This is a genomic window from Novosphingobium naphthalenivorans NBRC 102051, assembly GCF_001590985.1.
Classification (GTDB): Bacteria; Pseudomonadota; Alphaproteobacteria; order Sphingomonadales; family Sphingomonadaceae; genus Novosphingobium; species Novosphingobium naphthalenivorans.
Window position 1 is genome coordinate 1 of sequence record NZ_BCTX01000091.1, and the last position, 16,213, is coordinate 16,213.

Here is a 16,213-nt window from a genome sequence, read left to right on the forward strand (position 1 = left end):
GTGTCCTGAGCTTTTTCATGATCGCCATGGGTCGGATGGGCGACCAGTCGGACAGCATCAGCACATATTCGCGGCCCCAGGTGAAGGGATCGGGCTCCAGCGGATCGATCACGATCGGGCCGTAGTGCCCCATCGGCTCCTGAAGCGTATGGGCATGCCACCAGTAGGTGCCGGCCTGGCGGATCGGGAATTCATAGCGAAACGTCTCGCCGGGCTTCACCGCCGCCATGGTTACGCCGGGGACGCCGTCCATTAGGAATGGTACAAGCATGCCATGCCAGTGTATCGACGTGCCTTCGGAGCTGTCGTTGACGAGATCGACGACAAGGTTCTGGCCCTCCTTGAGCCGCAGCAGCGGCCCTGGCAGCGTGCCGTTGACGGTGACCGCCGGCCCGTGCCGCTTTCCGGTCCGGAAAGTGGCGTCGGCCACGGTCATGGTGAGATGGTCGCCCGACAGGACATCGCTGCCCCGCCGCGCCAGCGTTCCGCCCGGACGCCCCATGGCCCATGCCGGTATGGCACGGGCAAGGCCGAGGGCTCCAAGCGAGGCGGAACCTGCGACCAGAAATCTTCTTCGATCGATCGAGGACATTGTTGAATCCCTGAATTCGTTGTCTGATAACTTTACGGATACGAGGCTGGTGCCCCTCATATTTTCTGAGACTCTTCCCTCAAATTTCGGCGGCGCCTGGCTCACTGCTTCCGGATCGCAGTTATCTCGCCGCCGCCATCCTTGAGCTTGAGATCGAAGGATACCTGGTCGCCGGGCATCATTCCTTCGAGCATCCGCGGATCGGCATTGAACATCATCGTCATGGCCGGCCAGTTCGCTGTCGGGATCGGTCCGTGCTTGATCGTGACAGTGCCGCCCTTCGGGTCGACAGCGGTGATCATGCCCATGCCGCTTGCCATGCCCGCCATGTTCGCCCCGTTCATCGGCATGGCATTGCCGTTGCCGCCGACCGCATCGTGCATCGTTTCCATCGCCTGAACAGCGGGCTGGGACGAGTTGGCGGTGCTGTCGGGTGCTTCTGCCGTCTTTTGTCCGCAGGCCGAGAGCAGCAGTGCCGGGCCGAGGATCATCATTATAGGCTTCATCAGTCTTCTCCTTGCAAAGGTATAACAGGGGAACGAGATACCCGGGGCGCTCGCATCAGCAGGTAGCCTGCTGGAATGAGAAACATCGAGAGCAGCGGCGCGGTGATCATGCCGCCGATCATGGGCGCGGCGATGCGGCTCATTATCTCCGAGCCGGCACCGGTTCCGACCAGAACTGGAAGGAGGCCGGCGAGGATGACCGCCACCGTCATCGCCTTGGGCCGGACCCGAAGTAGCGCACCATCGCGCACAGCCGTCCGAACATTCGCAAGGGTTGGATGGGGGCCGTATCTTTCGAGCGCCTGCTTGAGGTAGAGCAGCATCACTACCCCAAATTCCGCAGAGACGCCGGCCAGGGCAATGAAGCCGACACCGGTCGCGACCGACTGGCTATACCCCAGCCAGTAGAGCAGCCAGAACCCGCCCGTCAGTGCGAAGGGCAGTGTGCCCATTACGAGTGCGGCCTCGTCCCAGCGGCGGAAGATCATGAAGAGCAGTAGGTAGATGGTCGCGAGGGTTGCCGGGACCACGATCTTGAGGCGGGAGATCGCACGGCTGAGATATTCGAACTGCCCGGCATAGGCGATGCTGACGCCCGGTGGCAGCTTGACTTGAGCCGCGACCGCGTCCTGCAGGTCGTGCACCACCGAGACGAGATCGCGCCCGCGCACGTCGATGTAGACATAGGTGGTTGGCCGCCCGTTCTCGCTCTTGAGCATGGGGGGGCCATCGGCGATGCGCAGCGAGGCCACCGTGCCGAGCGTGATCTGCTGTCCCGATGGTGTGAGAATCGGCAGGTTTCGTAAGGTATCGATGCTATCGCGCACTTCGCGCGGATAGCGCACGTTGATCGGATAGCGCGCCAGTCCCTCGACCGTGCGTCCGACATTGGCGCCACCCACGGCCCCTGCGACGATCTGCTGCACGTCGGCGATGTTGAGATCATACCGCCCGGCGGTCTGGCGATCGATATCGACATCGACATAGCGACCGCCTTCGAGCCGTTCGGCCAAGGCCGAACTGACGCCGGGCACGCTCTTCGCCACAGTTTCGATGCTGCGCGCGACGCGGTCGATCGCATTGAGATCCGCGCCCGAGACCTTGATGCCGATCGGGCTCTTAATACCGGTTGCCAGCATGTCGATGCGATTGCGGATCGGGGGCACCCAGATGTTTGAGAGGCCAGGCACCTTCACAGTGCGATCAAGCTCGTCGACCAGCCTGGCAGGCGTCATGCCCGGGCGCCACTGGTCGCGCGGCTTGAAATGGATGGTCGTCTCGAACATGGTGAGCGGGGCCGGGTCGGTCGCGGTATCGGCCCGCCCGGCCTTGCCGAACACGCTCTCCACTTCGGGCACGGTCTTGATCAGCCGGTCGGTCTGCTGAAGCAGTTGCCCCGCCTTCGCCGCCGAAATGCCGGGCAATGCGGAGGGCATGTATAGCAAGTCGCCTTCATTGAGCGGCGGCAGAAACTCTCCGCCCAGCTTCGCCACAGGCCATGCCGTGGTGAGGAATACGAACACCGCCGCGATCAGTACCGCCCTGGGCCGCTGCATCACCCAGTCGAGCGCGGGACGGTAAGCCTTGATCAAGGTCCGGTTGATCGGATTGTCATGCTCGGAAGGGATGCGTCCCCGGATAAGCCAGCCCATCAGGATCGGCACCAACGTCACCGACAGGATCGCGGCGGCCGCCATCGAATAGGTCTTGGTGAAGGCGAGCGGTGAAAACAGCCGCCCTTCCTGCGCCTGCAGGGTGAAGACCGGCAGGAACGACAGCGTGATGATGAGAAGGCTGAAGAACAGCGCCGGCCCCACCTCGCGCGCGGCATCGGCTACGACGCGCCATCTCGCCGGACCTTCCAGCGCAATTCCTGGATGTTCGTGCTCCCATTGCTCGATATGCTTGTGGGCATTCTCGATCATGACCACGGCCGCATCGACCATCGCCCCCACGGCGATGGCAATGCCGCCGAGCGACATGATATTGGCACTTACACCCTGGAACCGCATGACTAGGAACGCCGCGAGCACACCCAGCGGCAGCGTCACGATCGCCACCAGCGCCGAGCGGACGTGCCAGAGGAACAGCGCACAGACCAGCGCCACGACGACGAATTCCTCGATCAGCTTGTGAGTGAGGTTCTCGACCGAGGCATCGATGATCTGCGAGCGGTCATAGGTGGGCACGATCTCGACGCCCGCCGGCAGGCTTTTGCGCAGCGTTGCCAACCGCTCCTTCACCGCCGCGATGGCGCTGCGTGCGTCCGCCCCCTGTCGCAGGATTACAACGCCGCCCGCGACTTCGCCTGCGCCATTGAGGTCGGCAATGCCGCGCCGCATTTCCGGACCGAGCCGAATCGTCGCGACGTCTCCCAAAGTGACAGGAACGCCGCCCCTGGCCGTCTTCAGCGGAATAGCGCGAAAATCGTCCAGCGTTTGCAGATAGCCCGAGGCGCGGACCATATATTCGGCCTCGCCCATTTCGAGGGCCGATCCGCCGACTTCCTGATTGGCCTTGCGTATCGCCGCGACCGCGTCCTGGAAAGTCACGCCGTATCCAGCGAGCTTCACCGGATCGAGCACGACCTGATATTGCTTCACCATGCCGCCGATGCTGGCAACTTCGGCAATGCCGGGCACGGTCTTGAGTTCATAGCGCAGGAACCAGTCCTGGATGCTGCGCAATTGGCTGAGGTCATGCTGGCCGGTCCGGTCCACCAGCGCATATTCGTAGATCCAGCCAACGCCGGTGGCGTCGGGGCCGATCGCGCTGGTCACGCCTTCGGGCAACCGGCCCTGCACCTGATTGAGATATTCGAGTACGCGCGAACGCGCCCAGTAGAGGTCAGTACCGTCCTCGAAGATCACATAGACATAGCTGTCCCCGAAAAAGGAATAGCCGCGCACCGTCTTCGCGCCCGGAACCGAGAGCATGGTCGTTGCCAGCGGATAAGTAACCTGATCCTCGACGATGCGAGGCGCCTGTCTTGGATAGCTGGTGCGGATCACCACCTGCACGTCCGACAGATCGGGCAAGGCGTCGATCGGCGTGGTACGCACGGCCCATAGACCCGCCGCCGACAGGGCGATGGCGGCAAGGACGATGAAGAGCCGGTTGGCGATGGACCAATCGAGCAGCCGTTCGATCATTTCCCGGCCTCCCGGCTCAGGCTCCGGATCGTCGGTCCCGCTTCCTCCTGGCTGAAGGTGAAGCGCACCCGGTCGCCGACCTTGAAGCCGCGCGCGAGCACAGGCTTCTCCAGCCGGAACATCATGGTCATGCCCGGCCACTGGAGCGTCGGGACCGGCTCATGCTTGAGCGTGACGCCGGCCGCGGTGATCTTCTGGATCACCCCGCGGGTCTCGTAAGTCTCCGCCTTCGCAGGTTGACCGTTCGGCGCCGCATTGTCTTTACCGCCGATCGGCCGCACGTCCATGCCGGAAAGGCTGGCCTCGGAATCGATCAGGAACTGGCCCGAGGTGACGACCTTCTCGCCTTCAGCAAGACCTGCGAGGATTTCCGTCTGCCCGCCGCCGGCGCGCCCGGTTCGCACTTCGGCGGGACGGTAGCGGCCCTTGTCCAGCGCAAGCATGACGATGCTGCGCTTGCCGGTCTGGATCACTGCATCGGAGGGTACCAGCAGGGCCTGCTGTTCCTCACCGGCGAAGTTCACCTCGGCGAACATGCCGGGCCTGAGTTTGAGGCCGGGATTAGGCAGTTCGATGCGTACGGTCAGCGTGCGGCTTTCGTCGGCCGCCTTGGGCAGTATGGTCCTGATCCGCCCGTGCAGCGTCTCGCCGGGAAAAGCGGCCAGCGTGACCGTTGCCGTTTGCCTGGGAGAGACAGAACCGGCCACCGCTTCGGGGACAGCCGCGTCGAGCCAGACGCTGGACAGTCCGTTGATCTGCGCGAGGGTCTGGCCCGGAGAGACGGTCATGCCGGGCCGCACATCGAGAGTCGAGATCATGCCCCCGACCGGCGCCGTCACGGTGTAGACGGTGCTGGTGCGCCGTCCCTTCTCGACCGCGGCAACGGTCGAGGCCGGCATGCCCAGCAGCAACAGCCGCTGCCGCGCCGCGCGGGAAAGCGCAACGTCACCCGTCCGCAAGGTCGCGATATATTCCTGTTGCGCGCCGCCCCATTCCGGCACCAGCAGATCGACGATCGGGGTGCCGGCCCTGATCAGGTCGTCGGGCGCGCGGGCATAAGTGCGTTGCACGAAACCACCGGCGCGCGGCTGGACAATCGCGACATCGCGCTCGTTGAACGCGATGACCCCCGTCGCGCTTATTGCGCTGCTCAGCGTGCCCATCCGCGCCATGGCGGTGCGCATGCCCAGGCTCTGCGACAGCGACGGGTCGATCTGTACTGCGGGTTCGCCGCCCACCTCATCGGCGTATTTGGGAACCAGCTGCATATCCATGAACGGCGACTTGCCCGGCTTGTCGAAGTGCTGGCTGGGAGACATCGGATCGTACCAGTAGAGCACCTTGCGGCCTACATGGCCTGCCGCCGCCTCCTCGGAGGGTGCGCGGCTCAGGCTCGCAAGGCCGAAGCCTGCAGCACCGCCAAGGATCGCAATGGCGGCTGCACCCGCGCACATGCGCGTGCGCGAAGCAGAGAGGAAGGAAGTCGGGCTCATTGGTTATCACCCCCGAATGTCAGAAAAAGGATTGCGGCTTGCCGCGTCACGCGCGCTTCGCGGTCGAGAACGTCGAGCTGCGTCTCGGCTAGCGCGGTCTCGGCCGAGATCACATCGATCAGGCCAGCACGGCCCGCACCGTAGCTGGCGGTTTCCAGATCGGCTTCCTGCCGGGCAAGCGGCAGCAGCGTGCCCTGTGCCCGGCGCCATTGCGCGACCTGCATGGCGTGGGTTGCAAGACCGCGCTCCAGTTCAGCGGCTAGAGCCCGCCTCGTGTCCTCGCGCTGCGCCCGGGCAGCCGAAAGGTCCGCTTCGGCGGCCGCAATGCGCGGGTTCTGCCGCTTTCCCGGAAATAGCGGCAAGGTCATGCTCGCCCCCACCGAGACGACATTGCCATAGGCGGGATCGCGATGGCCGAAGGACAGGCTCACGCCCCAGTCCGGCCGCTTTCCGGCCCGGGCCATCTGGGCGTCCGCCTGCGCCGCCCCGATCCCGGCATCGGCCGCGCGCAGGCGCGGATTGCTCTCGATCGCGAGGCGCAACCCGGCGGGATCGAAGGCGAAGGCCGGGACGCCGCCCTGTGCCTTGGGATCATCGTTTCCGGTCCAGCGCTCGAGCGAGGCCTGAGCCTGCACCTGTTCGGCCATGATCACGCTGCGGCGGTCCTCCAGTCCGGCAACGGCCTGACGAATGCGAAGGCTTTGCCCGGGCCGGGCGCTGCCTGAAGCAACGCTTGCTCTGGCCGCGGGGACCAGGTGTCCGAGCCGCTCCAGCACAGCATCGATCGCGGCCAGGCGCCTGTCGGCATAGGCAAGATCGATCCAGGCCGTCGCGGTGGCGACCGTCACGTCGAGCCGTGTCACCGCCGATCGTGCTTGTGCGAGACCCGTCGCGGCTTCGGCGCTCGCTTCGCTGGCGTGACGCTTGGCGAGATTTGGAATATCCTGCTGTAATCCGATGCGCTGGGCGGTCATCATCGAACCATCAAGCGTGAAGGCCGGCGGCCCCGACACCGGAAGATTGTCGAAACCTAGCGAAAGACGTGGATCGGGCAGTTGTCCAGCGGCGATGGCGCTGGCTTCGCTTGCCGAGACACGCGCATTGTTCGCCTCGATCATCGGGGCGTTGGCGCGCGCCTGATCGAGCGCTTCTTCGAATGTCAGCGGGCCTGCCAGCGCGGGGCACGCCGTTCCTGCCAAAAGCGGCAGGGCCATCAGTAATCGCATGAGAAGTCCTGTTCCCTCGCGCGAAGCTCATTGGCAGCCGCACGAGCACCGCATTGAACACGGCGCGGCAGAGAACGGGGCGGCAACCAGACAGAATGGGAAGCGGCCAGCACGCGCTCAAAAAAGGGCGCCAGGCTTTCCGCCGTCATGGTGCCGCCGGACTATCTCCGACGCGCGGCTCAGGCCGACAGGATGGGTGGTTCGGTAAAGGGCGGCGCGGCAAGGCCGCTCAATTCGGCAGCGCGCAAAGCCAGATGCCGCTGCGCGGTCATCGACCGCAGGGACGAAAGCGGCATGGCGTCGGGAAGCAGAAGGGCGCTCCCCGACATCGCCAGGCAATGATTGACGTCATTGCAAGGTTTCCCATCATGCCCCGTCATCGGGCAGTCCTCGCATCCCTGCATCGGCTGGGAGGCAGCCATCTGGTGATGAATCGGGCCTTGCCCCGAGCTCGCCACATGATCATGATTCTGCATGACCGACATCACCGGGATCGCTCGCGCCGAAGCGACGCCCTGCCCCAATAGGCCGAGCAATGCGCCAAGCGCGATCAGGCAGGCAATCAGTCGTACCATTTCGAAACTCTAGGGGGACTCCCAGTATTCAGCTTTGCGGCAAATCAATAACTGTTCTTCCGTAAGGATTGTTGTCGCCTCCAAGTCAACCGGGATTTTTTTTGGCATCCTCTGGGCCGTTATCGTCCTTGCTTCGAGTCCGGACTGTGGTTGGCGACATAGCCAGCGACAATCGCGAGCTATGCCAGAAACTCGTACGCCACCGTCACAGAGTTCGGCTAGGCTTGAGAAGGCGACCAATCTCATGATTTTGCGAATCTTTCCTTCAGTCGCGCTCGCGCGCGATAGATGCGCGTTTCGACGGCCTTTTCGGTGATCCCAAGGATTTGCGCCGCCTCGGCCTGGCTCCGCCCGTCGAACGTCACCAACACGAACGGCTCCTTGAGATTTGATGGAAGTCGCGTGATTTCCTCGCGCACCAGCGCCAGCGCTTGCCTGTCAGCCATCTGGCTGTCCTGTCCTGGATGAGGGTCAGCCACCGTGACGCCTCGGTCGTCGGCTTCGAAACCAAAGATGTTCCGCAACCGGCGGGCCCGCATGGCATCACGGCATTTGTTGAGGGTGATCGTCGTGAGCCAGGGGGCAACGGATCTTGCTTCATCAAAGCGATGCAGTGCCAACCAAGCGGAAGCCATGGCGTTTTGCACAGCATCCTGTGCATCGGCTTCGTTGGAAAGCATTCTGGTTGCGAGGATCAGCAGCCTTGGCACATGCCGGGCCACAAGTTCATCGAAGGCGCGGCGCTCACCAGACTTGGCGGCAGCAATCAGCTGCGCGTCGCTGATGTCCTCCCCCTCGCTCACGCCTAATTCTTGGGATCGCTCGTCAGCGCCTCGCTGACTTCGCGGTCAAATGCTTTCTGCTGTTGCGGATCAAGCAGCGCGCGCATGTTGAAGACATGTTGGACCGTGGCTTTTTGCAAATCACCCATGCGGGCGTGGACCTGGTCAATAGCTGCGCCGACCTTCGGGCCGTAGCGGTGTTCTTCGTTCATCGCCCGCGCCAGATTGGCATTTGCGGCTCTCAGAGCCAGTTCGAGTTGGCTGTGCTGAACGGCGAAATTTTGTTCGAGCCCTTCGAGCTGCGTCTCCTGCGACGCCGTAAGGCGCAGTTCCTTATGCACGAACTCGTGAATGCCATGTGGCTGTGCTTGAGCCGCGATCCAGCGATTGGCGCCGTAAGTGCCGAGCGCTCCGGCGGCTACGGCCAGAAGCAAAAGAAGGAGGATGTAGACGGGAGTAATCTTCATGGCGCGACATGCAAAAGCGTCGAAGGGGCAAAATCGGAACCGTCGACCAGGGCATAGCGCGGCGCCTGGGGATAGGTCGGGCCATGCGTCACGCCGAAACCGGTGCCAAGGCCAATCACGACGACGGCAAGGCTGATGGTGATCTGCCGCCGTTGTTGGCGGGCCTCCACGATCTCTCCGATGCGCTGCCAGACCCCGTCACGAAAGTCGGCCCCGGCTACGCGCAAGGCGGGGTCCGACGCGAGGCCTGACAAGAGAATATCCAATCGTTCGTCGTCCATCACCGTTCGATCCTGAAATGTCCGTTGTACCGACTATACGTGACAAAGGCTCCGAGCCCTCAAATATCTGCGAGGAGTCCCTGTTTCAGCACCGTATATGGATTCAAGAACGCGCCACATAGGAAAGGCAAATCGATGACTGTACCGGTTACGGAACCTCTTCGCCGTTCAGCGGCAGTTGTGCTGCTTACGGTGCTGGCTGCCTACACCAGCACGGCCGAGGCCGCAGCAACTTACACGATGTATCGCGACCCCCATTGTGGCTGTTGCGAGAGCTGGGCCGCACATATCCGCTCGAACCTCAAAGCCCGGGTAGCGATCGTTGATGCGCCTGACATGGGCAGGGTTAAGGACGCCAAGTCCGTGCCGCAGAACCTGCGTTCATGTCACACCATGATGGCAGATGGCTACGTCATCGAAGGACATGTTCCGGCGCGCGATGTGGCTAGGCTCTTGCGGCAAAAGCCCCCCGGCGTGTCCGGCCTCGCCGTCCCCGGAATGCCACTCGGTGCGCCAGGAATGGAAATGGGAAATCAGACACAACACTATCAGGTCATCGCATTCGGCCCCACAGGACGACAGGTTTTTGCGAGCTATTGAATATTCCGCCGCTGTGCTGATTGCCTCACCTCAGCGCCCGGCAGGGTACCTGGCCGGGCGCTGGTCTTGGCGAACCCGAGAGTCTGGATTTTCGGAAGTTATCCACCATCGCCACAACCGCGGTCGACCACTTGATTCCAATTCAAAGCCGAAAACCCGTTGAGATCCATTCGTGCCGGTAACGGGCTTTGAACCTACTCTGACTGCGACCGGGCAATGAACTGGCGCCACTGGCGGTGGCCGGGGAAAAACATCGGCACGCTTTCCCGATAGCGGCGATATTGCTCTCCAAACTCATCAAGCATGCGCCGTTCTTCTCGAAAAGCGAGCAAAGTGTATGTCACCACGATGAGCGGGAAAAGAATCACCGAAAACACCGTTGGCCAATGCACGACGCCTTCACCGAACAGGCCAATGAAGAGCCCAGTGTACTGGGGATGTCGGACGAACGCGTATAGGCCCGTTGTCGCGAGCCTTTGATTCTCGTGCGCGCGATAGAGTTCCCGCCATCCCTGAATGAAGAGCCCGATCCCGACAAACAGCAGCGCATACCCAACGAGCATGGAGATCATCATACCCGTTTCGCCCATTCCGACGAGTGTCGACCAAAGATTGGCATTGAGATTGGTTCGGTCCAGATGAAAAAATCGGACCAGCAGGTAGATCGTCAGGGGAAAGCCATACATTTCGGCATAGAGCGCGATTATGAAGGCCTGGACCAAGCCCGCGCCGGCCCATTCCCGCCATGATTTTGGCGCGGCATATCGGTAAAACAACCAGGATGCGACGACGATCATGATGATCGCGAGCGCCCAAGCCCCGGAATGTGCAAAATGTTCGTTCATGATTTGAGTGCCCTTGATCATGCGCCCGCCAATCATGCACAGCCCGGCAGTCACCACGCCGACGACATCGGCTCGTCCCGGATTATTGCTTGACATGCGGATGTGACAATCAGTTTCTGACTGATCGAACGCAAATTCTTTGACGTGGATTAAGCTCGAAAATCGCTTCTGGCGGCACCTCCCTGCTGCTCATCTTTTTCTCCGGGCAGAAAACGCATGGCCGCGCCCGAGGCACACGTCAGCGTCGCCATGTTTCGATGCTGAAACTGTAATGACCCCACAGCTCGAGCGTCTGTAGCGTCAGGCGACCGGAATTCATCTGCCCATCGCCGTTGCCAACGCCGATCGGGATATTTCGTGCACATTATTGATTTTACCGGTTTATCCCGGGCCGGAATTTGCGGCTTGAACCGTGCGGTGCGTTTGCCGTGAGCGGCCGTGGCGGTTCAGGTCCGATCGGCATCTCCCACGATGCAAGGTATCGAGACGCGTCCGGCGCGAACGTCATTGAGGCACTTAAGGCGCAATGCCTGCGGCAACGTCAACTCAAGGCTGGCGAGGACTTGTTCGGCCCCGGCAGTCAACAAAATGCAATCTTTGTCCTGATCGAGGGATGGACTCTCCTCTACACGCTTCTCGAGAACGGAAAGCGGCAGATTCTTCATTTTGCTGTTGCCGATACACTTCTGGGATTGCCACCGTCGAAAGGCACGGTCTCGACATTCGGCGTTCAGGCACTGACCCGTGCAGTTGTAGCCGAAATTCCCCATCGCAGGGTACGTGAACTTGTAGCCGAGCGCCCAGGCTTTGCACTGGCTCTTGCACAGTCGATGGCCCGCGACACCGATCTCGCATTCGATCTTCTCACCAGCATAGGCCGCTCGCCTGCAAGGGTCCGCGTAGCCCGCCTTCTGCTCCAGCTTTTCGTACGGGCCTGGTCGCGCCTCCCCGGACACGGTATTGAGGCTGTGCGATTGCCTTTGACACAGGAACAATTGGGCGACGCAACAGGCCTCAGCAGCGTGCATGTCAATCGTGTGCTGCATGAACTGAAGCGCGAAGGAATCGCGGCGTTTCACTATCGGCGCCTAAGAATCCTCGATCCCGACAGATTGATCGATGCGGCTGAGATCGATCCCGAGACGCTCAAATCTTGGATTGTCTGAACTTCAGGCCGGTCAGGTTCTGGCGGCCCGTTCGCGCAGGACTCTCATTTCCTGGCAGGCGCAGTCTTGATATCCGTGTTCCGGGCATGTGGTGCAAAACTGTTCGAGCCGTTTGCGGAGCGCCTGGCGCGCACGATGGAGCCGAACAGTGACGTTGCTGGGAGAAGTGCCCAGACTTTGCGCCACGCGCTGCCTCGTCTCGCCGGCAAGATCGATCCGCGAAAGGATGTCCGCATAGGACGGCCGGAGCGTCGGCATCAGATGATGGAGACACTGACAAACCGCGCTGTCAATTTCCGGCTCTGGCTCGAACTCCTCGTCGGACAATGTGGATTGCCGGACAGCCGCTTTCATGTTGCGCCGTCTCACTTCCGAGCGTTGGTAATCCGCGATCACGCTGGAAAGTATCCGGCTCAGCCATCCACGTACGGACTTTACGTCACGGAGTTCCGACGACCGCTCCAGAGCGCGCAAACTGAACTGCTGCAATACGTCCTCTGCCGCAGTGCGCTCCTTCAATCGGCGTACGAGAAAACCCCGTATTTCCCTGCGCGCATCGAGCAGAGCTTTGCGAACCGCATCCATGGCTTCTGCGGGATGAGTTCGATTGGCGGAACTTGGACGGGTATGTGGATCGCTCTCGACTGACATGGCTCACCCTTTTACGTCACCGCCATAAAATTTGCGGTACAAAACCAGAGGGCGGTGTCGACCGGTAGCCATATGACAGAGAGGGTTTCAGGAGCCGCCGGTCGTCAAAAGAGTAGTTTAAATACCTCTTCTTCGATGGCATCACGACGTTTGCGCCCTTCTTCGATCGCGTCGGAAATGTCCGAAAGGAATTGACGTTCGCGAGCGAGGAAAACGTCGTCTGAGGGAAGCGGCGTTCGACCTTGATCAATAGCCCTGGCCATCTTGGCGACAACTTGCATCCAAGGACTGAACGTCTCCGAGAAGAGATATCGGCTCGTACGCATGGGATGCAGCCATTCGAGCATCGCGGCGGTCAAGGGATTTGAGAAGCACTGGACAACCGGGCTGACGAACATCTTGTATAATTGTTCATTCGCTTCCGAGAGTGCGCGAACTCTTTCGAACGCGCGATATGGCGTGTTGACTTCGATATCGCAGACTTGCCGTTCTTCAAAGCGAACCGAATATTGGGGCTTGTGGCAATCGGGATCGCCTGTGGGATTGTCGATCTTCATTTCGTACAGCCCAGGTGCAAGCGCTTCAATTTCCTGAAGACTATCGAGAATTGCGCGATGCTCGAGGCGAGCAACCTTGGCGGAGACGAAAATTCCGAGATGCCCAACGTGAGAATTCGTCAGATAAACGATCCGTTGGCCCGCTGACTTAAGATCTTCCGTGTCCTTGTAGACGGCAGGAATCCAGCCCAGCGCCTGTTGGGGCGGAGTAATATTGTCCCCGAAGGATGCGAATATGACCAGCGGATTGTGAATCTGCCGAAGAGCGGCGTTACAACCTTGGCATATTGGGAACGTCCCGTCTTCCAACTTATTGCCAATGAAAAGATTTCCAACAATCGCCACGATCTCCTCACGGGTGAGAAAATACCATCCATTCCACCAGCGCTCAAAATCGAGAAAGCGCTCCCGCTCGATATCGATGTCGGCAAACAGGTTGGCATACTTTTCCCAGATGGCCTCGGGCTTGAGATTTTCGAAATTCGCGACAAGCCACGCTCCGTCAAAGCGTCCGTCACCAAGATCGGCGAGCAAGTGCACAAGCCACACGCCACCGACCAAACCGCCTGCAATACGCATCGGATTGATGCCGGCTGCACCTGCCCAATAGGAAAGTGGCGAGCCGTTGAGCACGGCCGGGCCAACGAGCCCCACGCAATCCGCCGACAGCAGTGTGATGGCCCAGCCTGCCTGGCAATTGCCATAGAGTATCGGAGGCGTTTCCGGATGCCGCTTGGCAACCTCTTCAACGAAGCGACGTAGCGCATGAAGCACATCCCCCAGAGTCTGGCCAGGACAAGGCTCCGGGAAGAATGACACAAAATAGACGGTATGGCCTTCATGCATCGCCATTCCGACTTCTGAGTCCCGCTTGAAGCTACCGATCCCCGGCCCGTGCCCGGCGCGTGGATCAACGACGATGACAGGCGGCTTTGCAGGGTCGATGCAATCCTCGAAGCACGCTTCCCCAATGCGGGAAATGTGCAGCAAGGCATAATTGGCCGGGTGCTCAAAGCGGCGGGCGTCGAGCAGTACTTCATAATCGAAGTCCAGCAGCGGGGGTTTGCCAGCACGCTCATGCGCGATCATATTGTCGGCACGCTGGCGCAAGGTGTCCCAGAAAAGGATTGAGCGCTCAAACAGATCTCGCTGATAGTTCCACGTTTGGCGGACCATCATCATGAAGTCCATCTGGTCAGGATGATGCGACACTTCACTGTTTTTATAAGCAGTCGCTGAAACCTGATCTTCGTCCGGCGCGGAGGCCTTTCCCGATTCTGTTGACTGTCGCGATGATCTGTCGGCGATCGACCTTACCACTTCCATCACATGACCCTTGGTAGTGGATAGGGTATCCGGAGCCGCGGGCGGAGCCTGGCGCGCGCCTCAAAGATATCCGACGCATTGTTCGGCTTCGTCGATGGCGCACCAGCCACTCGCATTGGCGTGTCACCCGGTTGCTGCGATGCACAAGATAGTCAAAACGAAACGCAAGGTTCTTAACGCAAATCAAACTCTGGTGGAATGTCGCCTGCCGAGGCGAGCACGGTCCAGACAAAATATTCGCCGGGCAATGGTTTACTTCAGCGCGCCAACGTTCCGTCGGACGCAAAGCGTGACTCATATGGAAACACGATCTCTCGGTCGGGCGTGGCCGCATGTTCATCCTTATCCGGACATTCCACGCGTCTCATGAGATCCCGGATGATGTTTAACCTTGCGAGTTTCTTGTTGTCCGCGCGGACGATGTACCAGGGCGTGACTGCATTGTGCGTCCCTTCCAGCATCGCATCGCGCGCGGCCGTGTAGTCATCCCAGTGCTTGATCGCGACCGCATCGATCGGGCTGGTCTTCCACTGCTTGAGCGGATCGGTTTTGCGGTCACGCAAGCGCTTGCGCTGCTCCTTTTTCGAAACATCGAGATAGTATTTGAACACCTGGATGCCGGAGCGAACCAGCAGGTGCTCGAAGTCAATGACCGTTGCCATGAACTCATGATATTGATCGCCAGAGCAAAAACCCATCACACGCTCCACACCGGCGCGATTGTACCAACTTCGGTTCAGCAGGACCATTTCCTGAGACGACGGCAGGTGTGAAACGTACCGTTGAAAATACCAGGAACTGACATCCTTTTCCGATGGCTTCCCAAGGGCGACCACCCGTGTATCGCGGGGACTGAGATGCTGGACAATCCGCTTGATCGCACCGTCCTTTCCTGCGGCATCCCGGCCTTCGAATAACACCAGAACCTTGTGGTCGAACTTGATGAGGTGCCGTTGAAACTTGACGAGTTCGATCTGCAATTCCCGAAGCCGCTGCTTGTAATGCTCGATATCGCTGGGGGTCAGCGCAGGATCACCTTGCTCGGGTCTCTCTTTGTTGTGGGCCATGATTACTCCTTCCGTAGTGTAATTCGGGCCTGTCGTCTGCTTCAACGCACATCACAGGAAGCGGCGAACCACCCACCCCAAGAATTCTTGAATTCTTGATGTATAGGGCCTGGAGCGCCAGACCCTTTCCTCCACAATCCTGGAATCAGAAATGTTGATTTCGAACATGTTCGCGAGTTCATCACATATGATTTCCGACGAGCAAATTAATGCCAAGTCGTAATTCAAGAAGAAGCTGCGATAATCGAAATTCGCCGTACCTATCGAGCTCCAGTTGCTATCGACAAGGATCGTCTTGGCATGGAGAAATTGGGGGGAATATTCGTAAATTTTAACACCGGCACGCAACAGATTCTCGTAGAGCATTCGAGCGGCCCATTGTGTAATCCGGATATCGCTCTTGGCAGGCACGAGAAGGCGGACATCAACCCCTCGTTGAGCGGCACTAATCAATCGACGTTGCGTGCCGCTGTCGGGTACGAAATAGGGAGTAGTCAGCCAAATTCTGCTGACAGCATGACGCAAGCGGCCATTGAGCAAGCAGCGCAGTCTGTACCTGCATCGAATGCCGTAATTCGACATCAGGAGGTAGGCGCCGAACCATTCGTCCTCGACGCGGTCTCGCCCGAAGGCATGTCGGGATTCGAACAGCCTCGCCGCGCGCCGTGCGATCGGTCCAGACAAGCGTATGTGCAGGTCGCGCCATCGGCCTTTGCCGCTGTATCGCAGCGAACTCTCCTCGCCTATGTTGAACCCTCCAACATAGGTTATACCATCGTCGATCACGAGCAACTTGCTGTGGTCGCGACGCTGATAGCGCCAAGGTTGCCGCCAGTTCCAAGTTTGGGCCCAACAAACCGAGACTCCCGCGTTTCGAAGGACGGTCACGGCGGATTGCGAAAAGACTCGTCCCGATCCCAGAGCATC

General features: G+C 60.3%; 16 protein-coding genes. 2 read left to right on the forward strand and 14 right to left on the reverse strand.

Annotated elements, in window-relative coordinates; translation table 11 throughout:
- From NN5_RS21150 to NN5_RS21190, 9 genes are all read right to left on the reverse strand, one after another.
- A partial coding sequence (locus NN5_RS21150; RefSeq protein WP_157081249.1) for a multicopper oxidase domain-containing protein occupies window positions 1–592 on the reverse strand: 592 nt, incomplete at its 3' end.
- 101 nt (window positions 593–693) lie between these two features.
- Window positions 694–1,098, reverse strand: a complete 405-nt coding sequence (locus NN5_RS21155) for a copper-binding protein (RefSeq protein ID WP_067737950.1) — start codon at window positions 1,096–1,098, stop codon at window positions 694–696.
- On the reverse strand, window positions 1,098–4,250 hold the full coding sequence (locus NN5_RS21160; RefSeq protein WP_067737952.1) for an efflux RND transporter permease subunit: 3,153 nt from the start codon (window positions 4,248–4,250) through the stop codon (window positions 1,098–1,100). The genes NN5_RS21155 and NN5_RS21160 overlap by 1 nt, the downstream gene beginning before the upstream one ends.
- Entirely contained in the window at window positions 4,247–5,743 is a 1,497-nt protein-coding gene (locus NN5_RS21165; protein ID WP_084385082.1) for an efflux RND transporter periplasmic adaptor subunit, read from the reverse strand. Before NN5_RS21165 ends, NN5_RS21160 begins: the two co-directional genes overlap by 4 nt.
- On the reverse strand, window positions 5,740–6,969 hold the full coding sequence (locus tag NN5_RS21170; RefSeq protein ID WP_067737955.1) for a TolC family protein: 1,230 nt from the start codon (window positions 6,967–6,969) through the stop codon (window positions 5,740–5,742). Before NN5_RS21170 ends, NN5_RS21165 begins: the two co-directional genes overlap by 4 nt.
- Window positions 6,970–7,148: 179 nt before the next feature.
- Window positions 7,149–7,544, reverse strand: coding sequence for a hypothetical protein (locus tag NN5_RS21175; RefSeq protein WP_067737958.1), 396 nt, complete (start codon window positions 7,542–7,544; stop codon window positions 7,149–7,151).
- 242 nt (window positions 7,545–7,786) lie between these two features.
- A complete protein-coding gene (locus NN5_RS21180; RefSeq protein WP_067737961.1) occupies window positions 7,787–8,347 on the reverse strand; it encodes an RNA polymerase sigma factor in 561 nt (186 codons plus the stop codon).
- A gap of 2 nt (window positions 8,348–8,349) precedes the next feature.
- A complete protein-coding gene (locus tag NN5_RS21185) occupies window positions 8,350–8,793 on the reverse strand; it encodes a periplasmic heavy metal sensor (protein ID WP_067737964.1) in 444 nt (147 codons plus the stop codon).
- The gene (locus tag NN5_RS21190) at window positions 8,790–9,074 is read right to left on the reverse strand and encodes a hypothetical protein (RefSeq protein ID WP_067737967.1); all 285 of its coding nucleotides are present in this window, start codon (window positions 9,072–9,074) and stop codon (window positions 8,790–8,792) included. The genes NN5_RS21185 and NN5_RS21190 overlap by 4 nt, the downstream gene beginning before the upstream one ends.
- A gap of 135 nt (window positions 9,075–9,209) precedes the next feature.
- Between NN5_RS21190 and NN5_RS21195 the strand changes: the two genes are divergently transcribed.
- A complete protein-coding gene (locus tag NN5_RS21195; RefSeq protein ID WP_067737970.1) occupies window positions 9,210–9,674 on the forward strand; it encodes a DUF411 domain-containing protein in 465 nt (154 codons plus the stop codon).
- Between the two features lie 194 nt (window positions 9,675–9,868).
- On the opposite strand, the gene NN5_RS21200 is transcribed toward NN5_RS21195, so the two are convergent.
- Complete coding sequence (locus tag NN5_RS21200; protein ID WP_217998725.1) at window positions 9,869–10,615, reverse strand: methyltransferase family protein; 747 nt, start codon at window positions 10,613–10,615, stop codon at window positions 9,869–9,871.
- 332 nt (window positions 10,616–10,947) lie between these two features.
- On the opposite strand from NN5_RS21200, the gene NN5_RS25370 reads away from it, so the two are divergent.
- The gene (locus tag NN5_RS25370; RefSeq protein ID WP_157081250.1) at window positions 10,948–11,685 is read left to right on the forward strand and encodes a Crp/Fnr family transcriptional regulator; all 738 of its coding nucleotides are present in this window, start codon (window positions 10,948–10,950) and stop codon (window positions 11,683–11,685) included.
- A gap of 12 nt (window positions 11,686–11,697) precedes the next feature.
- On the opposite strand, the gene NN5_RS21210 is transcribed toward NN5_RS25370, so the two are convergent.
- The 4 genes from NN5_RS21210 to NN5_RS21225 form a co-directional block, all read right to left on the reverse strand.
- The gene (locus tag NN5_RS21210; protein WP_245656648.1) at window positions 11,698–12,270 is read right to left on the reverse strand and encodes an RNA polymerase sigma factor; all 573 of its coding nucleotides are present in this window, start codon (window positions 12,268–12,270) and stop codon (window positions 11,698–11,700) included.
- 170 nt (window positions 12,271–12,440) lie between these two features.
- On the reverse strand, window positions 12,441–14,219 hold the full coding sequence (locus NN5_RS21215; RefSeq protein WP_067737979.1) for a DUF3141 domain-containing protein: 1,779 nt from the start codon (window positions 14,217–14,219) through the stop codon (window positions 12,441–12,443).
- Between the two features lie 257 nt (window positions 14,220–14,476).
- Window positions 14,477–15,286, reverse strand: coding sequence for a polyphosphate kinase 2 (gene ppk2 / locus NN5_RS21220; protein WP_067737981.1), 810 nt, complete (start codon window positions 15,284–15,286; stop codon window positions 14,477–14,479).
- Window positions 15,287–15,337: 51 nt separating this feature from the next.
- A partial coding sequence (locus tag NN5_RS21225; RefSeq protein ID WP_157081251.1) for a phospholipase D-like domain-containing protein occupies window positions 15,338–16,213 on the reverse strand: 876 nt, incomplete at its 5' end.